22 protein-coding genes are annotated in these 21,633 nt (G+C 65.9%); 15 read left to right on the top strand and 7 right to left on the bottom strand.

Translation table 11 applies throughout. From position 1 onward, the window contains the following. Positions 1-9 precede the first annotated feature (9 nt). Genes ACQR1D_RS22225 through ACQR1D_RS22215 form a run of 3 tightly spaced genes read left to right on the top strand, consistent with a single transcriptional unit; the run spans position 10 to position 2,892 of the window. The gene (locus ACQR1D_RS22225; protein WP_315804732.1) at positions 10-1,665 is read left to right on the top strand and encodes a nitrite/sulfite reductase; all 1,656 of its coding nucleotides are present in this window, start codon (positions 10-12) and stop codon (positions 1,663-1,665) included. Continuing rightward, positions 1,652-2,170 carry a DUF934 domain-containing protein gene (locus ACQR1D_RS22220; protein ID WP_315804733.1) on the top strand — a complete coding sequence of 173 codons (519 nt, stop codon included), beginning with the start codon at positions 1,652-1,654 and terminating at the stop codon, positions 2,168-2,170. Before ACQR1D_RS22225 ends, ACQR1D_RS22220 begins: the two co-directional genes overlap by 14 nt. Then, positions 2,167-2,892 (top strand): phosphoadenylyl-sulfate reductase, encoded by a 726-nt coding sequence (locus tag ACQR1D_RS22215; protein WP_316238161.1) that lies wholly within the window; start codon positions 2,167-2,169, stop codon positions 2,890-2,892. Before ACQR1D_RS22220 ends, ACQR1D_RS22215 begins: the two co-directional genes overlap by 4 nt. Here ACQR1D_RS22215 and ACQR1D_RS22210 read toward each other — a convergent pair. Then, positions 2,889-3,626, bottom strand: coding sequence for a hypothetical protein (locus ACQR1D_RS22210; protein WP_434838583.1), 738 nt, complete (start codon positions 3,624-3,626; stop codon positions 2,889-2,891). The genes ACQR1D_RS22215 and ACQR1D_RS22210 overlap by 4 nt on opposite strands. 152 nt (positions 3,627-3,778) lie before the next feature. Between ACQR1D_RS22210 and ACQR1D_RS22205 the strand changes: the two genes are divergently transcribed. From ACQR1D_RS22205 to ACQR1D_RS22170, 8 genes are all read left to right on the top strand, one after another. After that, entirely contained in the window at positions 3,779-4,768 is a 990-nt protein-coding gene (locus ACQR1D_RS22205) for a sulfate ABC transporter substrate-binding protein (RefSeq protein WP_434838584.1), read from the top strand. Between the two features lie 219 nt (positions 4,769-4,987). After that, positions 4,988-5,824: a sulfate ABC transporter permease subunit CysT gene (gene cysT, locus ACQR1D_RS22200; protein ID WP_315804737.1), complete on the top strand. Its 837-nt coding sequence runs from the start codon at positions 4,988-4,990 to the stop codon at positions 5,822-5,824. An 8-nt stretch (positions 5,825-5,832) separates the two neighbouring features. Then, positions 5,833-6,741, top strand: coding sequence for a sulfate ABC transporter permease subunit CysW (cysW, locus tag ACQR1D_RS22195; RefSeq protein ID WP_315804738.1), 909 nt, complete (start codon positions 5,833-5,835; stop codon positions 6,739-6,741). Continuing rightward, positions 6,731-7,768, top strand: coding sequence for a sulfate/molybdate ABC transporter ATP-binding protein (locus ACQR1D_RS22190; protein ID WP_315804739.1), 1,038 nt, complete (start codon positions 6,731-6,733; stop codon positions 7,766-7,768). The genes cysW and ACQR1D_RS22190 overlap by 11 nt, the downstream gene beginning before the upstream one ends. A 444-nt stretch (positions 7,769-8,212) precedes the next feature. Further along, a complete protein-coding gene (locus ACQR1D_RS22185; RefSeq protein WP_434838585.1) occupies positions 8,213-8,728 on the top strand; it encodes a CAP domain-containing protein in 516 nt (171 codons plus the stop codon). 145 nt (positions 8,729-8,873) lie between these two features. Then, positions 8,874-10,049, top strand: coding sequence for a DUF3734 domain-containing protein (locus tag ACQR1D_RS22180; protein WP_434838586.1), 1,176 nt, complete (start codon positions 8,874-8,876; stop codon positions 10,047-10,049). A 4-nt stretch (positions 10,050-10,053) separates the two neighbouring features. Next, positions 10,054-10,845, top strand: a complete 792-nt coding sequence (locus ACQR1D_RS22175; protein WP_315804742.1) for a 3-hydroxybutyrate dehydrogenase — start codon at positions 10,054-10,056, stop codon at positions 10,843-10,845. Between the two features lie 112 nt (positions 10,846-10,957). Next, a complete protein-coding gene (locus tag ACQR1D_RS22170) occupies positions 10,958-11,209 on the top strand; it encodes a SemiSWEET transporter (RefSeq protein ID WP_006614646.1) in 252 nt (83 codons plus the stop codon). A gap of 15 nt (positions 11,210-11,224) precedes the next feature. Here ACQR1D_RS22170 and ACQR1D_RS22165 read toward each other — a convergent pair whose 3' ends face one another. The 3 genes from ACQR1D_RS22165 to ACQR1D_RS22155 form a co-directional block, all read right to left on the bottom strand. Next, positions 11,225-11,884: a L,D-transpeptidase gene (locus ACQR1D_RS22165; protein ID WP_315804743.1), complete on the bottom strand. Its 660-nt coding sequence runs from the start codon at positions 11,882-11,884 to the stop codon at positions 11,225-11,227. A 164-nt stretch (positions 11,885-12,048) separates the two neighbouring features. Next, complete coding sequence (locus ACQR1D_RS22160) at positions 12,049-13,425, bottom strand: lipopolysaccharide biosynthesis protein (RefSeq protein ID WP_434838587.1); 1,377 nt, start codon at positions 13,423-13,425, stop codon at positions 12,049-12,051. 112 nt (positions 13,426-13,537) lie between these two features. Further along, positions 13,538-14,377, bottom strand: coding sequence for a protein-disulfide reductase DsbD domain-containing protein (locus ACQR1D_RS22155; protein ID WP_434838588.1), 840 nt, complete (start codon positions 14,375-14,377; stop codon positions 13,538-13,540). Positions 14,378-14,513: 136 nt separating this feature from the next. Between ACQR1D_RS22155 and ACQR1D_RS22150 the strand changes: the two genes are divergently transcribed. Then, positions 14,514-15,164, top strand: a complete 651-nt coding sequence (locus tag ACQR1D_RS22150) for a YqgE/AlgH family protein (protein ID WP_315713870.1) — start codon at positions 14,514-14,516, stop codon at positions 15,162-15,164. Between the two features lie 191 nt (positions 15,165-15,355). Here the strand turns inward: ACQR1D_RS22150 and ACQR1D_RS22145 are convergent, their stop codons facing one another. Then, positions 15,356-16,243: a TauD/TfdA dioxygenase family protein gene (locus ACQR1D_RS22145; RefSeq protein ID WP_434838589.1), complete on the bottom strand. Its 888-nt coding sequence runs from the start codon at positions 16,241-16,243 to the stop codon at positions 15,356-15,358. Between the two features lie 133 nt (positions 16,244-16,376). Further along, the gene (locus ACQR1D_RS22140) at positions 16,377-17,156 is read right to left on the bottom strand and encodes an SDR family NAD(P)-dependent oxidoreductase (RefSeq protein ID WP_434838590.1); all 780 of its coding nucleotides are present in this window, start codon (positions 17,154-17,156) and stop codon (positions 16,377-16,379) included. Between the two features lie 136 nt (positions 17,157-17,292). Here ACQR1D_RS22140 and ACQR1D_RS22135 point away from each other — a divergent pair, with 136 nt between their 5' ends. The 3 genes from ACQR1D_RS22135 to ACQR1D_RS22125 all read left to right on the top strand — a co-directional run bounded on the left by ACQR1D_RS22135 (position 17,293) and on the right by ACQR1D_RS22125 (position 19,737). After that, positions 17,293-18,435, top strand: coding sequence for a PQQ-dependent sugar dehydrogenase (locus tag ACQR1D_RS22135; protein WP_434838591.1), 1,143 nt, complete (start codon positions 17,293-17,295; stop codon positions 18,433-18,435). A gap of 121 nt (positions 18,436-18,556) precedes the next feature. Continuing rightward, on the top strand, positions 18,557-19,291 hold the full coding sequence (locus ACQR1D_RS22130; protein WP_315804749.1) for an SDR family NAD(P)-dependent oxidoreductase: 735 nt from the start codon (positions 18,557-18,559) through the stop codon (positions 19,289-19,291). Between the two features lie 74 nt (positions 19,292-19,365). Continuing rightward, positions 19,366-19,737 (top strand): CsbD family protein, encoded by a 372-nt coding sequence (locus ACQR1D_RS22125; protein WP_315804750.1) that lies wholly within the window; start codon positions 19,366-19,368, stop codon positions 19,735-19,737. Between the two features lie 130 nt (positions 19,738-19,867). On the opposite strand, the gene ACQR1D_RS22120 is transcribed toward ACQR1D_RS22125, so the two are convergent. Beyond that, the gene (locus ACQR1D_RS22120) at positions 19,868-21,610 is read right to left on the bottom strand and encodes a DUF459 domain-containing protein (protein WP_316177302.1); all 1,743 of its coding nucleotides are present in this window, start codon (positions 21,608-21,610) and stop codon (positions 19,868-19,870) included. Between the last annotated feature and the right edge of the window lie 23 nt (positions 21,611-21,633).

Raw genomic sequence — 21,633 nt, 5'->3', positions numbered from 1 at the left:
GGCCCTGTCATGTATGCTTATGACGAAATCGACCGCACTTTGGTCAACGAGCGCGTCGCCGAATTCCGCGACCAGGTGAAGCGGCGCCTCTCGGGCGAATTGTCCGAGGACGAGTTCAAGATGCTGCGGCTGCAGAACGGCGTCTATCTGCAGCTGCACGCCTACATGTACCGTGTCGCCATCCCCTATGGCACGCTGGCGTCGAACCAGCTGCGCAGGCTGGCGCATGTCGCGCGGCGCTACGATCGCGGCTATGGCCACTTCACGACGCGGCAGAACATCCAGTTCAACTGGATCAAGCTCGCCGAGCTGCCGGATGCGATGGCCGATCTGGCGGAAGTGGGCATCCAGTCGATGCAGACCTCCGGCAACAACATGCGCAACGTGACCTCCGACCAATGGGCCGGCGTCGCGCCGGGCGAGATCGAGGATCCCAGGATCTGGGCCGAGCTGCTGCGCCAGTTCACGACGCTTCATCCGGAATTCTCATTCCTGCCGCGCAAGTTCAAGATCGCGATCACGGCGTCCGAGCACGACCGCGCCGCGATCAAGATCCACGACATCGGTCTTCGTCTCAAGAAGAATGAGCAGGGCGAGACCGGCTTCGAGGTGCTGGTCGGCGGCGGCCTGGGACGCTCGCCCTTCATCGCCAAGACGGTCAAGCCGTTCGTGCACGGCCATGACATCCTGAGCTATGTCGAGGCGATCCTGCGCGTCTACAACCAGTACGGCCGCCGCGACAACATCTACAAGGCGCGCATCAAGATCCTGGTCCATGAGCTCGGCATCGAGAAGTTCGCGGCCGAGGTCGAGGAGGAGTGGCAGCAGATCCGTGACGGCGTGCTCAAGCTCGACGACGGCATCGTCGAGGACATCCGCTCGCGCTTCTTCTATCCGGCCTATGAGACGCAGCCAGCAATGCCGGACGAGCTCAGGCAGGCCGCGCATGATCAGAAGTTCGAGGCCTGGCGCAAGAACTCGGTGGTCTCGCACAAGGTGCAGGGTTATGCGATCGTCACCGTGTCGCTGAAGCCGATCGGCAAGCCGCCGGGCGATGCGACCGCCGACCAGATGGATGCGCTGGCCGACATCGCCGACAAATACTCGTTCGGCGAGATCCGCGTCGGCCATGAGCAGAACCTGGCGCTGCCGCATGTCCGCAAGCGTGATCTGCCGGCGGTGTGGAAGGCGCTCGAGGCGATCGGGCTCGCCATCCCCAACGTCAATCTCGTCTCCGACATCATCGCTTGCCCTGGGCTCGACTACTGCTCGCTGGCGAACGCCCGCTCGATTCCGATCGCGCAGGAGATCACGCGGCGCTTCGCCAACCACGACACGGCGAACCTGATCGGCCGGCTGCACATCAACATCTCCGGCTGCATCAATGCCTGCGGCCACCACCATGTCGGCCATATCGGCATCCTCGGCGTCGAGAAGAACAACGAGGAATTCTATCAGATCACGATCGGCGGCCGTGCCGACGAGGGCGCCGCGCTCGGCACCCTGATCGGACCCGCGGTGCCCTATGCCGAAGTGGCCGATGTCGTCGAGGACATCGTCGAAGCCTATCTTGCGCTGCGCGCGCACCCTGAGGAGCTGTTCGTCGACACGGTGAAGCGGCTCGGGGTCGAACCATTCAGGGAGCGGGTTTATGCCACTCGTTAAGGGCGGACACATCATCGCGGACGCGTTCGTCCGCATCACCGACGATGCCGAGCTGCCGGCAGAGGGTGCGATCCTCGTCCCGGAGACGCGCTTCCTCGCCGGCCCCGACGCGCTGGTCAGCCGCGCCCTCGGCAAGCTCGGCGTGATCTGGCCGAACAATCGCGATGTCGACGATCTCGTGCCATACCTCGATCGCCTTGCGCTGGTCGCGCTGGTGTTTCCGAGCTTCCGCGACGGCCGCGCCTATACCCAGGCGCGCCTGCTGCGCGAGCGCTATGGCTATCGCGGCGAGCTGCGCGCGACGGGCCAAGTGCTGCGCGACCAGTTCGTGTTCATGCTGCGCGCCGGCTTCGACGCCTTCGAGGTCAAGAAGCAGGCCGACGCCGAGGCCTTCACCGAGACCGTGAAGCGCTATTCGGTGTTCTACCAGCCGGCCGGCGACGGCCGGATCTCCGCGCTGCATCAGCGCCTGCAACTGCGCCATTCGGAGAGTGCCGGGCTGTGAGCACGCTGGCTGCATCGCCTTCCGTTGCGGAGATCCCAGTCGCGGCGCTCGACGCCGCGTTGCGCACCGCTGCGCCGCAGGAGATCATTGCTGCCGCTCTCGGGGCGATCGGGCGCGAGCGGCTCGCCGTGGTGTCGTCGTTCGGCACGGAGTCGGCGGCGCTGCTGAAGGTCACGGCCGATGTCGATCCGGCGATTCCGGTGATCTTCCTCGACACCGGGCACATGTTCGCAGAGACGCTCGCCTATCGCGACCAGCTGATCGAGCTCCTCGGCCTGCGCGACGTGCGCTCGATCAAGCCGGATGCCGCAGCACTGAAGCGCGAGGACGCCGACAACGAGCTGTGGTTCTCCGACCCCGACGCCTGCTGCCGGATCCGCAAAGTCGAGCCGCTGGCGCGCGCGCTGGCGCCGTTCACCGGCTGGATCAATGGCCGCAAGCGTTTCCAGGGCGGTCTGCGTGCCGCGATTCAAGTCGTCGAGCAGGACGGCGCCCGGGCGAAGTTCAACCCGTTCGCCAATGTCACCCGCGAAGACATCGCGGACATCTATCGCTCCGCGAACCTGCCGCAGCATCCGCTCATGGCCGCCGGCTTCCGTTCGATCGGCTGCATGCCCTGCACCAGCCGCTCCGACACCGGCGAGGACGACCGCGCCGGACGCTGGCGGGGCCGCGGCAAGACGGAATGCGGCATCCACACGGTGGTGACGTCGTCGAGCTAAGAGACACCACAGGATTTCAGGACCGTCGGTAACACTTGTTCGCCGTTGTCGGCCCGGATCACAAAGGTGAAGTTGGTCACAGTGTCCGCCCATATGATCTTGTCGGCGGTCGCGCTGAGATCTGCAGAGTCAGGCGGCGCGAGATCCCAGAGCATCAATCCGGTGCCTGCGAAAGACGAGGCCTTAAGCCCCTCAACCTTGAACAGCATGACGCCGTCCTTCTCCGTCTTGCCGGGCAGATAGGTCGCAGACGCTTTCAGCGTGCGCTGCTTGGCATCCTGCAATTCCGCGGGCCTGTCCTTGAGATTGCGGAGAGGCGGAGGGACAGCACCATCGCGGTCGACGATATAGAGCGCTATGGATTGATCGAGGCAGCGCAGCATTCCCGGATATTTCTTCGTCTTTAGCCGAACGTCGATCCGGGCAACCGGGCCGCCGTCGATCTCGCCGACCCGGAAGCCGGTCCGATCGTCGGCCCGGGCGACCGTGGACATCACCAGCAGAGCGGGGAAAGCGGGCAACACGATTGTCATGATGGCCAGCTTCAGCCAGCGTGCGAGTGCGCTCCCGTCGATCACGTCCCTCGTTGCCACCGCTCTGTTCTCCTGCTGAGGTTGCCGGCTATTTTGCGAACATAAAGTGAACAATGTCAAGCCTCGCCCTGTTGCAATCTTTTCGAGATCGCGCCCTATCGTGGTCACCAGCGCGCCGATGACGGCAATGTGTCGCGGCAAAGAATGCCAATCCCGTTGCGCGGCGCTTCATAGCAAAATGCCCATGTCCTGCCGGAAACAAGAAAATCCGCTTTCGTTGACTCTGACGTGCACATCCGGCGATCTGGCGTGCGCGCCTGCAACATCGCGGGGCCTGGAAATGGAGTGCTCGAATGATGCGGCGTGTTCTGGCTGTGGTCGCGGGACTGGCATGGGCAGGCTCGGCCTATGCGGCCGACATCACCCTGCTCAACGTCTCCTACGACCCGACCCGTGAGCTCTATGTCGAGTTCAACAAGGCATTTTCGGCCGCCTACCAGAAGGAGACCGGCAAGAGCGTCGAGGTCAAGCAGTCGCATGGCGGCTCCGGCGCGCAGGCCCGCAGCGTCATCGACGGGCTGCAGGCCGATGTCGTGACTCTGGCGCTTGCCTATGACATCGACGCGATCGCCGGCAGGGGGCTGCTCGACAAGGAGTGGCAGAAGCGGCTGCCGCAGAATGCATCGCCCTACACCTCGACCATCGTTTTCCTGGTGCGCAAAGGCAATCCCAAGGGCATCAAGGACTGGGACGATCTGCTCAAGAAGGGCGTCGACGTCATCACGCCCAATCCGAAGACATCCGGCGGCGCGCGCTGGAACTACCTGGCCGCCTGGGGCTATGCGCTGAAGAAGTTCGGCTCGGCCGACAAGGCCAAGCAGTTCGTCGGCGACCTCTATCAGCACGTCCCTGTGCTCGATACCGGCGCCCGCGGCGCCACCGTGACCTTCGTGGAGCGCGGGGTCGGCGACGTTCTGCTTGCCTGGGAGAACGAGGCGCATCTGGCCCTGCGTGAGTTCGGCAAGGACAAGTTCGAGATCGTCGCGCCGCAGCTCTCCATCCTGGCCGAACCGCCAGTTGCGGTGGTCGACTCGGTGGCCGACAAGAAGGGCACGCGAAGTGTGGCTGAATCCTACCTGAAATACTGGTATACAAAGGAAGGTCAGGAAATTGCCGCACGCAACTCCTACCGTCCGCGCGATCCTGAGGTCGCGAAGAAGCATGAGGCTGACTTTGCCAAGGTCGAGCTGTTCACCATCGACGAGGTGTTCGGCGGCTGGACCAAGGCTCAGAAGGAACACTTTGCGGAAGGCGGGATCTTCGATCAAATCTACAAGAATTGATCGAATCATAGGGAACGAGTTGGTGACCGCCGGTCTGCTACGGCCTCGACGGCAAGGCAGAAAAAACGAAGGCAGTAAGCTGGTGTTGCGGCGATCTGCGACATTGCGCGTGAGACGCTGTCCCCGGTCTCGATCGACAAGACGAGACGGGGGGCCGCGGGCGGACACCGCCATCGACTCGAGCCATCGACACTGATCATCAACGGACCAGGCCTTTTTTTGAACGTACTTGCACCACGCCGCAGCACCTTGCCGGGCTTTGGTCTCACCATGGGACTGACGCTGACCTGGCTGTCGCTGATCGTTCTGATTCCTCTGGCGGGACTGTTCGTCCGCTCGACTGATCTCAGCCTCGACCAGTTCTGGGGCATCGTCACCAGCCGGCGCACCTTGAGCGCGCTCAAGATCTCGTTCGGGCTCGCCTTCGCCGCGGCCTGCGTGAACCTGGTGATGGGCACCATCGTCGTGTGGGCGCTGGTGCGCTACCGCTTTCCGGGGCGCCGCCTGTTCGACGCGATCGTCGACGTTCCCTTTGCGCTGCCGACCGCTGTGGCGGGCGTGGCGCTGACGGCGCTGTTCACCCAGAAGGGCTGGCTCGGCGCGCCGCTCGCCGCAATGGGCATCAAGGTGGCGTTCACGCCGCTCGGCATCTTCGTTGCGATGATCTTCATCGGCATCCCCTTTGTCGTCCGCACCGTGCAGCCGGTGCTGATCGATCTCGATCCGGAGATCGAGGAGGCGGCGGCGAGCCTCGGCGCCGGGCGCTGGCAGATCGTGGCCCGCGTGATCCTGCCGAGCTTGACGCCGGCGCTGCTCACTGGCTTCGCACTCGCCTTTGCGCGCGCGGTCGGCGAGTACGGATCGGTGATCTTCATCGCCGGCAATCTGCCGAACGTCTCCGAGATCGCGCCGCTGCTGATCGTGATCCGGCTGTCCGAATTCCGCTACGCCGATGCCACCGCGATCGCGGTGGTGATGCTCGTCGTGGCGTTCCTGATCATCTTTGCCGTGAACCGGTTGCAGCGCTGGGCGCAGAGCCGGGCGCCCTTGAACTAGGACCCGACATGAGCGTGGAGATGACCCTGCAGGCGCCGTCCGTGGCATCGTCCGCGACCAGCCGGCGCGTCGCGCAGGCCGGCCGACCCGATCCGCGTACCGAGCCGCGCCTGGTCCGCATCGTCATCACGACGCTGGCATTGGCGTTCCTGTCGGTGTTCGTGGTGCTGCCGCTGATCGTCGTGTTCGTGGAAGCGTTCGGCAAGGGCATCGCGGCCTATTTCAGCGCGCTCGCCGATGCCGAGGCGTGGGACGCGATCCGCCTCACTCTGCTGGTGGCGCTGGTCTCGGTCGGGACCAATCTCGTGTTCGGCCTGTGCGCCGCCTGGGCGATCGCCAAGTTCGACTTCCCGGGCAAGACGTTCCTGATCACCCTGATCGATCTGCCGTTCTCGGTGAGCCCGGTGATCTCGGGCCTCGTGTTCGTGCTGTTGTTCGGCGCGCAGGGTTTCTTCGGTCCATGGATGCAGCGCCATGGCCTGCAGATCCTGTTCGCCTTTCCCGGCATCGCGCTCGCGACCGTGTTCGTGACGTTCCCGTTCGTCGCTCGCGCGCTGATTCCGCTGATGCAGGAGCAGGGCACGCAGGAAGAGGAGGCGGCGGTCTCGCTCGGCGCGTCCGGCCTGCAGACCTTCTTCCGCGTCACCTTACCGAACATCAAATGGGGCGTGCTGTACGGCGTGCTTCTCTGCAACGCACGTGCGATGGGCGAGTTCGGCGCCGTTTCGGTCGTGTCCGGCCACATCCGCGGCGAGACCAACACGATGCCGCTGCTGGTCGAGATCCTCTACAACGAATACCAGATGGTCGCCTCGTTCGCGATCGCCTCGCTGCTGGCGATGCTCGCGCTGATCACGCTGGTCGTCAAAACCGTCCTCGAACGGCAACTCGATGAGGGAGGTCCGCGTGACCATTGAAGTCAGGGGTGTCGTCAAGACGTTCGGCACCTTCAAGGCGCTCGACGGCGTCGATCTCAAGGTCGCTGACGGCGAATTGCTGGCGCTGCTCGGACCGTCCGGATCGGGCAAGACGACCCTGCTGCGCATCATCGCGGGGCTGGAATGGCCCGACTCCGGCGAGATCCTGTTCGACGGAGAGAGCGCGCTCGATCGCGGCGCGCGCGAGCGCCACGTCGGCTTCGTGTTTCAGCACTACGCGCTGTTCCGGCACATGAACGTGTTCGAGAACGTCGCCTTCGGCCTGCGCGTGCAGCCGCGCCGCATCCGCAAGAGCGAGGCCGAGATCCGCGCGCGCGTGAAGGAGCTGCTCGATCTCGTCCAGCTCGACTGGCTCGCCGACCGCTATCCGAGCCAGCTCTCCGGCGGCCAGCGCCAGCGCATCGCATTGGCGCGCGCGCTCGCGATCGAGCCGCGCATCCTCCTGCTCGACGAGCCGTTCGGCGCGCTCGATGCCAAGGTACGCAAGGAGCTGCGGCAATGGCTGCGCACCCTGCATCACTCCATCAACGTCACCTCGATCTTCGTCACCCACGACCAGGAGGAGGCGCTCGAGGTCGCGCACCGCGTGGTGGTGATGGACAAGGGCCGCATCGAGCAGGTCGGCTCGCCGAGCGACGTCTATGACGCGCCGGCGACCGCCTTCGTCCACGGCTTCATCGGCGAGTCGATCATGCTGCCGGTGGAGATCACCGGCGGCGCCGTGCATCTGAACGGACGGCCGCTGGACATTGCTGCGCCTGGCGATGCCGCGGGCGCGTCCACTCTGTTCGTGCGTCGTCACGACATGCTGATCGGTCCGGCTGACAGCGGCACGCTGCATGGTGCCGTGACCCACGTCCGCAGCTTCGGCCCGGTGCAGCGCGCCGAGATCGCGCTGACGGAGGGATCCACCATCGAGATCGACGCGCCACGCGACCGCGACCTCCGCATCGGCGAACGGGTCGGATTGAAGCCACGGCACTATCGGATTTTTGCGGGCGGGTGACGACACGCTGAGCTCAGCCCCGACTATAGGTAGTTGGTCCAAGACAGTCGGCCAAACAGGAAGCCCGGCAACGTCCTAATTGGCGCAGCTGCGCGCCGTAGCCTCCGCTGTCGTCCCGGCGAACGCCGGGACCCATACCGGGTGATGTCGCGGCTAGAAACGGCTGGTCGTCCCGCCTGCCTCGAACCACTCCCTGGGGTTATGGGTCCCGGCGCGGAGGCCGGGACGACACCGGCTTTGGGGCGCCTTGCTCGTCACACGATTGGCAGGGCTAAAGAGGCTTTGTCCCACCCGGCAGGCTTGACCGCGCCGCTCTTATGGTCAACGAACCGTAACCGGCCGGAATGGCCGCAATTGTGCCGACGGAACTTACCGCCGATTCACCTTTCAGCCACGGTTGATGTGCAACAACCCGCCTCTCGTATCGGCATAGGGACTGGTTCATTGAAGCATCGGGCACTCGCTTTCTCCTTTGCATTCCTGCTCGCCGGCTGCGCGGCCGAGACGCCGGTCGTGCAGGCGCCGACGATGTATGCCGACATGGCGGTCGCAGGCGCCAAGCTCGATGCTGTCGCTGCCGCGACGATGATCTCGCAATACCGCCAGAACAACGGGCTCGGCACGGTCGAGGTCGATCCCGAGCTGATGCGGCTGGCGGAGTCGCAGTCGCAGGCGATGGCCGACAAGAACAAGCTCGATCATGACGTGCGCGCCCCGCTGGCCAAGCGGCTGAATAGCGCGGGCTACGACGCCACCGTCGCGGTCGAGAACGTGTCGGCCGGCTATCACACGCTGGCGGAAGCGTTTTCCGGCTGGCGCGACTCGCCGCCCCACCGCGCCAACATGCTCAAGAGCGGTGTCACAAAAATAGGCATCGCCGCGAGCTATGCTCCGAACACCAAGTACAAGGTGTTCTGGACCATGATCCTCGCCGCGCCGGACGGCAAGAAGCCGTCATAACGGGCAGGCCCGCTCCGGGCCTGTGCAGCGGAGGCGCGCTCGACGCCGACACGCGTCCCGGTGCAGGGTGCTATCCCTGGGGGTGGATTGACGTCACCGCGAAGTGACGCCACGGTGGCGCCTTGCTTTGCTAATGACCGCAGTAATGACGCAACATCCATTTCCCCCGCTGCCTGCAACTCCAGCCGAATCGCAACGCGTGCTCGTCCTGCAGGGCGGTGGCGCGCTCGGCTCCTATCAGGCCGGCGCCTATCAGGCGCTGTGCCATTTTGATTTCGAACCGGAATGGGTTGCCGGTATCTCGATCGGCGCCATCAATGCCGCGATCATCGCCGGCAACGACCGCGAGAAACGCATCGGCCGTCTCAAGGAATTCTGGGAGATGGTGTCGTCGCCGGTGCCGTGGAAGCCGCTGCTCAATGGTGATCATCACCGCTCGGCCTTCAACGAAGTTAGCGCCGGGCTGATCGCAGCGTTCGGCGTGCCCGGCTTCTTCACGCCGCGCTTTCCGCCGGCGCCGCTGTGGCCGTCGGGCACGCCGCAGTCGGTCAGCTATTACGACACCGCGCCGCTGAAGCGGACCCTGGAGCGGCTGGTGGATTTCGACCGCATCAACGATCTGAAGACGCGGCTCTCCGTCGGCGCCGTCGGCGTCACCACCGGCAATTTCACCTATTTCGACAATGTCGAATTTAGGAAGCAGGGCAAGCGGATCGGGCCCGAGCACATCATGGCGTCGGGCGCGCTGCCGCCCGGCTTCCCGCCGGTCGAGATCGATGGCGAGCACTATTGGGATGGCGGCATCGCCTCCAACACGCCGCTCGACTACGTGCTCGACATGGAGACCGATCGCGATCTCCTGATCTTCCAGGTCGATCTGTTCTCCGCGCGCGGCGATCTGCCGCGAACGCTGCTGGAGGCCGCGGAGCGCGAGAAGGACATTCGCTATTCCAGCCGGACGCGGATGAACACCGACAAGAACCGCATGATCCACAACACGCGCAAGGCGCTGCGCGAGCTCTACGCCCGGCTGCCGGACGAGCTGCGCAACGATCCGTCGCTCGAGATCCTGTGCAAGGCGGCGCAGGAGAACACGGTGACGGTGGTGCACCTGATCTATCGCAGCAAGAGCTACGAGAGCTCATCGAAGGACTACGACTTCTCCCATGTCGCGATGGTCGAGCATTGGGAGGCGGGCGTGCGCGACGTCCACCAGTCGATGCGCCACAAGGACTGGCTGCAGCGGCCGCAGTCCGGCGAGACCATGGTCACCTACGATCTCACGCAGGACGGCAGTCCCGCTGCCGCCAAGAAGGAGTGAAGCAATGACGACGAATCTGAAGGGCAAGACCGCGGTCGTGACCGGCTCGACCAGCGGCATCGGGCTGGCCTATGCACGCGCCTTCGCCTCCGCCGGCGCCAACATCGTGCTCAACGGCTTCGGCGCGCCTGCCGATATCGAGAAGGAGCGGGCGGCCATCGAGAGCGACTACAAGGTCAAGGCGGTGCACTCGCCGGCGGACATGAGCAAGCCGGCCGAGATCGCCGGCATGATCGCGCTCGGCGAGACCACGTTCGGCGCGGTCGACATCCTCGTCAACAATGCCGGCATCCAGTTCGTCTCGCCGGTCGAGGACTTCCCGCCGGAGAAGTGGGAGCAGATCATCGCGATCAACCTCTCCTCGGCGTTCTACGGCATCCGCGCCGCGGTGCCCGGCATGAAGAAGCGCGGCTGGGGCCGCATCATCAACACGGCGTCCGCGCATTCGCTGGTCGCCTCGCCGTTCAAGTCGGCCTATGTCTCGGCCAAGCACGGCATCGCCGGCCTCACCAAGACCGTGGCGCTCGAGCTCGCGACCTTCAAGATCACCTGCAACTGCATCTCGCCGGGCTATGTGTGGACGCCGCTGGTCGAGAAGCAGATTCCGGACACGATGAAGGCGCGCAATCTCACCAAGGAGCAGGTCATCAACGACGTGCTGCTGGCGGCGCAGCCGACCAAGGAGTTCGTGACATCCGAGCAGGTCGCGGCGCTGGCGCTGTTCCTGTGCGGTGACGATGCGGCTCAGATCACCGGCACCAATCTCTCGATCGACGGCGGCTGGACCGCGGCTTGATCGCTGCGCAAGCGCCGGACAAAGCGCCAGTTTCGCGCCGAGGCGGGTTTCGCTTCGGCGCGGTCCGTTCTACAAGCGTGCTTCTCTTGGACGCACGCCCACGGACCTCACCTTGCTGACCACCATCATCGGCCTCGGCGCCGCCACCTGCACCACATGCTCGTTCCTACCGCAGGTCATCAAGGCCTGGCGCTCGCGCTCGACCCATGACATCTCGATGGGCATGTTCGTGCTGCAGACCACCGGCAACTCGATGTGGCTGCTGTACGGCGCGCTGATCAGCGATCTGCCGCTGGTCGTCGCCAACGCCATCACGCTCGGCCTGGTGGCGGCGATCCTCGGCTTGAAGCTGCGCTACGGCTAGCGGGACGCCAGCCGATCAGCTACGGCGCGCGAACACGTTCGGTGTGGTGGAGGCGACGCTCTGGCCCGGAGGCAGCACGACCACGGTCGAGCCGAGCTGGACGTGGGTGTAGAGGTCGGCGACGTCGGTGTTGGTCATGCGGATGCAGCCCGACGAGATCGCCTGGCCGATATATTCGGGCTGGTTGGTGCCGTGGATGCGGTACAGGGTGTCCTTGTTGCCCTCGTACAGATAGATCGCGCGGGCGCCGAGCGGATTCGCCGGGCCGCCGGCGACGCGCTTGGGATACGGCCCGAGGCGCGCCTGGATGTCGGCGGTCGGAACCCAGTCCGGCCATTCGGCGAGCTTGCCGACCGTGGCGACGCCGGAGAACGCCATCGCCTCCTCGCCGACGGCGACGCCGTAGCGGATCGCCTTGCGGTCCGGCAGAACGTAGTACAGGAAGCGCGCATCGGTATCGACGACGATCGTGCCCGGCTGCTCCTGCCTTGTGTAGTCGACGATGTGCCGCTGGAACTGTTGCGGGATCTGCGCCTCGGCATAAGGCGCGCGCGACAGCAACTGGCGGTCGCGCGGCGTCAACGCCGCGTCCGACGTCGGCGACAGCGTCGCTTCCATGCAGCCGGCCAGCATCACGGTTCCGGCCAGCGAGAGTGCGACCCCCAGTCTCGACATCTCATTCTCCCCCAGCGCGCGATCAAATCATGTGCCTGGAGGATCGCGCCAATATCAAGGCGTTGCACCCAACACTTGCGTGATCGTCGCGCGCGACGCGCTGCGCTCGCAGTTCCGACAAGACGAGGACAAGATGACGCAACAGATGCGTCAACATGGTTTCCTCAAGATGCCTTGCCGAAGGCGAGGACATGCAGCCCCAACCGCTGCTTGACGATCCGGAACAGCAGCACGGTCTCGAAGGCCAGCGACAGCGAGGTCGCCGCCGCGGCGCCGTGGCCGCCGAACTGCGGCACCAGCAGAATGCAGAGCACGAGGTTCATGACGAAGGCCGCCGCATAGGCCATGGCGCAGGCGCGCTGCTGGCCCAGCATGTTCAAGAGCCGCTCGACCGGCCCGATCGCGGCGCGCACGACCAGCCCGATCGCGGCGATGAACATGATGTCGTAGCCGGCGGTGAACTGCGCGCCGAACAGAAACAGCAGCGGCTTGCCGAGCGCGAGCAGCACCAGCGTCGCCGCGAGCGACGGCCAGAACGTCCACTTGATCGCATGCGCGACATAGGCCGACAGCCGCACCTTGTCGCCGAGCGCGTGATATTCGGCGAAGCGATGCGCCGTCGTCGCCGACATCGCGTAGTGGATGAACGACACCAGCGCGAGCGTCTTCACCACCGCGAAATAGATGCCGACCTCCTCGGAAGAGCGGAACTGCTGCAGCACCAGCACGTCGGTGTAGGACAGCAGCAGATAGAAGCTCTCGACCAGGAGGATCGGCAGCGAGATCGCGAGCCAGCCGCGCAGATCATATTGCTTCGGTCCCGGTTCGATGTGGAGGCGGAGCCTGTCGTTCAGCACCAGCATCTGGCCGAGCATCGCGAGCCACACCGCGGCCGCGCTCGCGGCCATCGCCGCGGTGGCGCCGAGATCGAGACCGAGCACGACGGCGCCGGCGGTGAAGCCGATGATCAGCGTCTGGCGGATGATGAATTGCGGCATCAGCCCGAGCGTCATCCAGTCGTGCGAGCGGGCGATGCCGTCCTGGGTGTTGGCGACGACGAAGGCGGGCAGGGTGAGACAGCCGATATAGAGCGGCATGCGCTCGCCGGCGTCGATCCAGGGCGACAGCAGCGCGACCAGGCCGGCGACCAGCAGCGCGGCAGCCGTGGAGGTCGCCAAGGTCAGCCAGCGTCCGCCGGAGAGGAAGCCGCGCAGCAGCGCCTGCTGGCCCGAGGTGCGGTAGTCCGGAATGATCTTCTGCGCCGAGGAGGCGATGCCGACATCGAGCATGCTGCCGAGCAGCAGCACCCAGGTCCAGACATAGACGTAGGTGCCGTAGTCCGAGCCGCCCATCCAGCGCGCGAGCAGGATCTGGCTGAGATAGGCCAGGCCGGCGCTGAGCACGCGGATCAGGAAGATGGTGCCGGCGAGGCGGCGCGTCAGCGAAGCCTCGCCGCTGCCGCCGAGCGCGGCCAAGCGCGCCTTCAGGCGGGCCGCGAGGCCGGTCGGTGCGGGGTCATTGCGGGCATCCATCACGGCCACGGCGGGGGTCCGGCTCCACGGCCGCGCGGATGGCGGCGATGGTCCTCCCTATCAACGCAACGTTAAGATTGAGTTGGACCGGCGCCGCGTCGGTCGCGCGGCGCACCAGCCGTCACGGCAGAGTGAAATTGAACTCGTAAGACTTGTCGGGGCCGACCAGCGTGAATTTCAGCGCCGCGCCGTCCGGTTTCACCCCCGGCGGAACGCCGTCGAGCTCGAAGGCGAAGCGCTTGATGCCCGGCATGCCGCTGTCGCGCACGGTCGGGATCGGCAGCGCCCAGTCGGGCGTCGGACCCTCGACATAGAGCTGGACGCTGCGCGGATCGGCGACGGCGACGTCGACGACGACGTCCTTCTGGCCGTCGCGCTTGACGTCGCGGATCGTCAAGGGATTGGCATCGCCGACAGTGGCCGGCTTCGGCACCGTGTCGAGGGCCGCCGAGAGCGTCGTATCTTCGGTGCTGGCGACGCTGGTGAAGGCGAGCTCGGCCTTTGCCTCGACGGGAATGCAGATCTTCTCGCAAACCGCGTAGCTGATGTCGGCGCGCAAGGTCATCGGCTTGTCGGGGTTCTTGGCGACGATGCGCAGCGGCAGCACGACCTGATCATGATAGCCGAGCGAGTGTCCACCGGCGCCGTCATCGAACTTTGTCGGCGCGGGCCACAGAACCGTCACCGCTTCGACGTTCTCCGACTTGGAAAAGTCGAAGCGCGGCGGCACGCCGGAATCGCCGGGCGTCCGCCAATAGGTCTTCCATCCCGGCTGCAGCGCAAGGGCGATGCCGCCCAGCATGACCGGACCGCTGCGCGAGCCCGCAAGCAGGCGCACCGCGGAGTGGCTGTCGCGCTGCCAGGGCGAGGAGTCCTGCGCCTGCGCGCCGAACGCAAGGCAGGATGATACGACGGTCGCGACCAGCAGTGTGGCAGAGTGGTGAGGAACCAAGGCGGACATGAGACGTCTTTAGAGTGTGGTTCGGGCGCAAACCATTGAAATGCTTGTGAGCAGATTTCCTCGCGAGGACCTGAACCTTGATTGACAGATGCGCATCCCAATATCAGGATATCGATGATCATGAGAGTCCTTGCGGATGAATCCTGAGGCAAAAAGGCTGGGCGACATTCGCCGCAAAGTGACGGGGATCGGGGATCACACCTCTCACGGTGGTTACCTCGACGGCCAGCTGCTGGTTGCAATGCCCGTGATGGGCGATTCCCGGTTCGAGCGCTCGGTGATCTATCTCTGCGCGCACTCGGCCGAGGGCGCCATGGGTATCATGGTGAACCGGCCGGCGGGCAGCATCGACTTCCCTCAGCTCCTGATGCAACTGAATATCATCGAGAAGAGCGATCAGATCAGCCTGCCCGACAGCGCCGAGACGATGAAGGTGCTGAGCGGCGGCCCTGTCGATACCGGCCGCGGCTTCGTGCTGCATTCGAGCGACTACTTCATCGCCAACGCGACCTTGAAGATCAACGACGGCGTCTGCCTGACGACGACCATCGACATCCTCAAGGCGATCGCCAAGGGCGACGGTCCGAAGCACGCGATCCTCGCGCTCGGCTATGCCGGCTGGCGCGCCGGCCAGTTGGAGGAAGAGATCCAGGACAATGGCTGGCTGCATTGCGACGCCGATCCGGAGCTGATCTTCGGCGACAATGTCGACGCCAAATACGATCTCGCGCTGCGCAAGATCGGCATCGATCCCGGCATGCTCTCCAACGCCGCGGGGCACGCGTAGAGGCGATCATCCTGCTGATGGTCCGGCGCGCGACGGGATCGAAGAAGCGCGTTATCGAGGTATCGCCTGTTTCTCCAACCGTCATTGCGAGCGAAGCGAAGCAATCCAGAGTCCCGCCCGCGACTCTGGATTGCTTCGTCGCTTCGCTCCTCGCAATGACGGCATCTCTCACGACAGTGTGTGAAAGGGCGCTACTCCGCCGCCTGCTGCGCCACTGTCGGTTCGGTGCCGGCGACCGTGGCGCGGCGCATGTCGCGCGGCTGCGACTGGTCATAGCGGCGCACGCGGTGCATGGTCTGCCTGTTGTCCCACATGATCAGGTCGTGCAGCCGCCATTTGTGGACGTAGACGAACTCGGGCTGTGTCGCATGCTCGGTGAGGTCGCGCAGCAAGAGCCGGCCCTCCGGCATGCTCATGCCGATGATGGCGCCGGCATGCGATGACAGATAGAGCGACTTGCGGCCATGGGCAGGGTGCGTGCGGACCAGCCGCTGCCTGACCGGCTTGAACATCTCCTTCTCCTCGTCGGTGTAGTCGAGGAAGCCGAGCGCGCCGCGCGAATACATCAGCGAATGTTCGCAGACGAGATCCCCGATCTCGTCCCTGGTCTCCTGGTCGAGCGCGTCATAGGCGGCGCGCATGTCGGCGAATTCGGTGTTGCCGCCCTTCGGGTTCACGATGCGCGCGGAGAGAATCGAGTATTTCGCCGGGATCGGCCGGAACGAGCTGTCGGAGTGCCACAGGCAGTTGCCGAGATTGAACAGATGCGTGCGATGGTCCGGTGGCAGCGGCTTGCCATCCTTGCCGAGATTGGAGACGTCGTTGAGGCCAGTGGTTAGGCGGTAGTCTTCCTTCTTGGTGACGGTGCCGCCGCGCGCCTGCTCGCGCTCGCCGAAGCTGAGCGCAAAGCCGAGCTGCTGCGCGTCGGTGAGGTCCTGATCATGAAATACGAGAACGGCGTAGTGATCGATCGCGGCCTGCAGCTGCGCGACGTCGTCCCCGGCGAGAGGCTTGCGCAGATCGATACCGGACACTTCGCCGACGAAATGCGGGTGCAGCTGTCGGATGGCGATCGCCATGGTGTCCTCCTCGCGTCCTCATGAGGGCGGACTCCTGTCCGCTTCTTCTGATGGAGGCTACGCCGGCGATGTGCGAAGTCAACGCAAGGCGCGGAGCGCCGCGTGCACGGCTGTCATGCCGGGGCGGCAGACATCACGCATTGCGGGCCATCAGCCCGCCATCCACCGGGATCACCGCTCCGGTGAGGAACGAGGCGGCCGGCAGGCTCAGGCTCAAGGTCATGTGCGCCACTTCTTCGGGGTCACCATAGCGGCCAAGCGCGGTGCGGCGCCGCGCATAGACCGCCTTCTGCTCGTCCGGAATGCGCGCGGTCATGGCGGTCGTGATCGGTCCCGGACAGATGCAGTTGACGGTGATGCCATCGCGGCCGAGCTCGACCGCGAGCGCGCGCGTCAATCCGGTCACCCCGGCCTTTGCAGCCGAATAGGCGCTGTGCAGCGCAGTTGCGCCGAGCGCCTCGGTCGAGGCGATGTTGACGATGCGCGGGCTGTTCGAGCGGCGCAGATGTGGCAGCGCGGCACGGATGACGCGCTGCTGCGCCGTCAGCATGATGGCAAGCCCTCTGGCCCAGGCCTCGTCGTAGGCTTCGTCGTCGATCGCGACGCGCACCGAGATGCCGGCATTGTTGACGACGATGTCGAGTCCGCCGAAATGCGCCGCAGCGTCGCCGATGACGGCGCTGATGGCGTCGCGATCGGCGAGGTCGAGCCGCCAGCCACGCGCCGTTCCGCCGCCGGCCAGGATATCCGCCGCCACGGCGCGGGCCCCGTCCTCATCGACATCGGTGACTGCGACCCTGGCGCCTTCATCGGCGAACACGCGCGCGGTCGCGCGCCCCATCCCCGACGCTGCGCCGGTGATCAGGACGATCAATCCCTTGACCGAGCGGCTGAGTTGCCTGTGCTGGTGCATATTTGCGGCTCACGGAAAAATGCGCATCGCATGCGCGCCGTCGGGATTATCACTGATCGGACGCATTCGGTAGGCACCGATCCGGCATGGCCGAATTCTCGTTGCTGACGACACGGATCAACAAACCGGAGTGATCATGGTGCTCTCCACGACCTTCATGCGCTTGGCATTGGTGATGGGACTCGTTGCGACCACGGCCGCGCGAGCCGAGAGCATCAACGCCGGCGATCGCAAGGCAAGCGCGGTGCGGCCGTTCGAGGCGCGGAGCGTTGCCGAGTTCGATACGCCCTGGGCCATCGCCTTCCTGCCCGACGGGCGGATGCTGGTCACGGAGAAGCCCGGCCGGATCTTTCTCGTCACGCAAGGTGGGAAGAAGATCCAGATCGGCAACGTGCCTGCGGTCGCGGCGCGCGGACAGAACGGTCTCCTGGACATTGCGGTGTCGCCGAGCTTCGCTGTGACGTCGCAGATCTATCTCACCTACGCCGAGCCGAGCAGCGAGGGCAGCCGGCTCGTGCTGACCCGCGCCGTGCTGTCGCTCGCGAACGACAGCGCCGCGCTGACCGACCCCGTCGTCATCTGGCGCCAGACGCCGGCCGGTGGCGGCGGCCAGCCCGGCGGCATCATCGCGTTCGATCCGTCGGGAACGCATCTGTTCCTGACCGTCGGCGACCGCATGCAGCCGAACAGCGCGCAGGATCCACGGCAGGCGCGCGGAAAAGTGCTCAGGCTCAATCTCGACGGCGCGACTCCGTCGGACAATCCCATGGCCGAGGACAAGGGCGTGCCGGCCCAGACGTGGACCAGCGGCCACCGCAATCCGTACGGGCTCGCCTTCGCATCAGATGGCAAGCTCTGGCTGCACGAGATGGGACCGCGCGGTGGCGACGAGCTGAACCTGATCGAGCCGGGCAAGAACTACGGCTGGCCGCTGGTGTCCAACGGCGACAACTACGACGGCACGCCGATCCCGCGGCATGCGACGCGGCCCGACCTCGCGCCGCCGCCGCTGTATTGGGATCCCGTGATCGCGCCGGCCGGCCTCGTCTTCTATGATGGTCCGATGTTTCCGCAATGGAAGGGATCGGCATTGATTGGAGGCTTGCGGGCGCAGGCGCTGGTCCGCGTTGCCTTCCGGCCCGATGGTCAGCCTGACGAGGCCGAGCGCTGGGACATGGGCGAGCGTATCCGAGATGTCGCCGTGGCGCCGGATGGCGCTGTCTGGGTGATCGAGGACGATTCGCCCGGCCGCCTGCTGCGGCTGACGCCGATGAATTAGCTGCGCAGCAGCATTGATGCGAAAGGTGCCGATGCCGGTGTCGCCACAGCCGCGATGCCGTTGACAGGGCCTGCGCCGATCCCCACACCATCCGACAAACAACAATGGAAGGAGTGGGGAGATGAACGCACTCGATTTCACGGGACGTTCGGTGCTGGTGATCGGCGGATCGAGCGGCATCGGCAACGGCATCGCGCAGGCGTTTCGCGCGCAGGGCGCGCGCGTCGACATCAGCGGCACGCGGGCGAGCGCTGCCGATTATGCCGAAGGAGAGGGCTCCGATCTCGCAGGGGTGAACTACCATCAGCTCGATGTGAGCGATCCCGGCGCGATCGAAAGCTTCGCGCCGCGACTCGATCGGCTCGATGTGCTGGTGCTGGCGCAGGGCGCGGTGTTGTACCGCCGCGGCGAATTCGCCATGGAGGGCTTCCGCAAGGTGGTCGAGGTCAACCTCATCAGCCTGATGGCCTGTGCGACGAAATTTCACGGCCTGCTGCGCGATGCCAGGGGCGCGCTCATCATCGTCTCGTCGACTGCGGCCTATCATTCGACCATGGGCAATCCGGCCTACAACGCCTCGAAGACCGGCGCGATGGGATTGACGCGAACCCTGGCTGAGGCGTGGGCGGAAGACGGCATCCGCGTCAACGGGATCGCGCCCGGGCTCGTCGACACCAAGATGACCAAAGTGACGACCGCCAATCCGAAGCGCCTCGAGGGCGCGCTGCAGCGCATCCCGCTGCGGCGGCTGGGGACGCCGCAGGACATGGCCGGTGCGGCGCTGTTCCTGGCCTCGCCACTGTCGTCCTACATCATCGGCCAGACCCTCGTCGTCGACGGCGGCCTGATTTTGTAGTCGTTCGGAACCTGCGCCGCGCTGGCCGGTTAGCAGGCCAGCAATCCCGCACAGTGCAGAGAAGGAGAGCGGCAATGGATCAGGATCGGCTGACCGGTACGGCCAAGGATGTCGCAGGCAAGATCGAGGGCGGCGTCGGCGAGATGTTGGGCGACAAGAGCACGCAGGCCTCGGGCCGTGCACGCGAGGCCGCGGGCGTCGTGCAGAACATGTATGGCCAGGCCAAGGACGCGGCGCGCGAGGCCGGCGATGCGGCGATGGATTTCGCCAAGGATAAATTCGGTAACGGCTCCGAGACGCTGCGTGACGGCACGCAGGCCCTGACCAAGCGGGTTCAGGACAATCCGATGGGCGCGCTCCTGGTCGCCGGCGGCATCGGCTTCCTGCTGGCGATGCTGATGCGCTCGCCGAGTCGGCCGCAGCCGCCGCAGCGCTGGCGCTACTGAATCCGTAAGTCCCCCTGACGATCAGATGACAATCGGCCCGCATTCGCCGCGAATGCGGGCCGATCTTGTTGTGGGCATTTCGTTTCGGACGATCGCGTCGATCACCCCTGGCGCTCAGGCGCGGCCACGATCAGCGTCCCTGGGACTCCAGCGCTGCCGCCGAGCGGCCGACCGATGCTGGCGGCCGCGGCGGCACGTTCGGATTGCGCGCGGCAGGGGGCCGTGCCGGCTGCTGAGGCGCGCCGAAGCCGAAGAATTCACGGACGCCCTGACCTGGCTGATTCGGCTGCTGTGCCTGGGCTGGCGGCTGCTGGCCGGGGGCCGTCGGCGCGGTCAGCCGCTTCTGTCTCGGTGGCGCCGGTGTCGGCGCGGCCGGCGTTGCTTCCGCCGGCGTGGTCGCTGCCATCGGCGCTTCGGGCCGGGTCAGCTCCTTCGGCGGCTCCTTGGCCTGTTCGCGGCCGACCTCGCGGCGGGGCCAGACGAAATCGTCGGCGCGGCCGGCCGGCGGGCTCAGGGCCTCGCCCTTGACCAGGGTTCGGGCCGCCAGCGCGTCGACCGCCGCAGGTCGGGAGCCGGGGCCGCCCAGCAACTGGTCGGTGCCGACGGATGACGCCACCAGCGGCAGGATCGGGCCGGCGACCGGCCGCGGCGCCGGCTGGCCGGGCACGGCATTGGCGTCCGGCGTCGCCGGCTCGTTTGGCAGCTCGAGCGGCGCAGAACGGGCCGCGAGCAGCCGGTTGATCTCTCGCTCGGCATAGTGGGCGAGCTTGCGCGCGCCCGGCTTGGTGAAATAGACGCCGTCATAGGAGCGCAACTGGCGGATCTGGCCCTCGAAGTCCGGGCCCTTCTGCAGGAAGCGGCCGGACTCGTCGACGAAGCCGTCCCAGACATCGACATAGGTGATGCCGGCCTTGCCGGCGGCATCGCGATACAGCGAGTCGAGGAACAGCGTGTCCGCCGTGCCCTTGGGACCGCGAACCGCGGGCAGGCCGACCCAGAGCACGGGCACGCCCTTGCTCTTGGCGATCGCGATCATCTCCTCGATCTTCTTCGCATACAGCTCGACCCAGCGCTCGTCCCGGAACTCATAGAGGCCGCCCGGCGAGCGGGCGGCCTTCTCCGGTGCCGCAACCGCGGGCGTGTCGTTGTCGACCTCGTCCTGCGGCAGATCGGTATCGGCAGCCTTGTCGTCGGGCTTGGCCGCCGTGTCGGCCTTGCCGTCCGGCTTGGCTTCGCCCGGCTTGGCCTCACCGGGCTTTGTCTCGCCGGGCTTGGCCTTGGCATCCTTTTTGGCCTTGTCGCCCTTCTTGTCGTCCGGCTTCTCGGTCTTCTCCACCGCAGGCTCGCGCAGCGAGATGCGGTCGTTGAGGCCGAGCATGATGACGATGGCGTCGGCGCGCTCGGTCGCCAGGATGCCCTTGGCGGCGGCGGCCCAGTCGGCCGGCTCACCCCTGGGCTGGTACTTGATGAGGCCCGACGTGGTCCTGATCCTGCGGGTCACGCCCATGTCGGGCTGCTCGGCATAGGCCTCTTCCAGGCCATAGGCGAGCCAGTCGGCCATGGCGTCGCCCAGCACCAGCACGTAGCGGTCCGGCGCGCCGTCACGCTTTTCCGGCGGCGGCGCCTTGGAATAGTCCTGGATCACCCGCTTGGGCTGTTGCTGCGGGAACGGAGCGAAGAAGTCGCCGCCGAACCAGCCTCCGCCACCTCCACCGCCGCGCGGGGCCGGGCGGGGCGAAGCGAACGGGTTGAAGTTGAAGAACTGGGCCGAGGCGGGGCCGGCGATGCCGACGAGCATGGCGATGACGACCGCCAGCACGACCAGCGGGCCGGGCTCGTTCAACAGCTTGAGGATGGACTTCAGCTTTGACATGCGCACCCGTCGCGCGGCGTGAT

This window comes from Bradyrhizobium sp. HKCCYLRH2047 (assembly GCF_051168175.1).
GTDB lineage: Bacteria > Pseudomonadota > Alphaproteobacteria > Rhizobiales > Xanthobacteraceae > Bradyrhizobium.
This window is presented reverse-complemented; position numbering and strand designations above follow the sequence as displayed.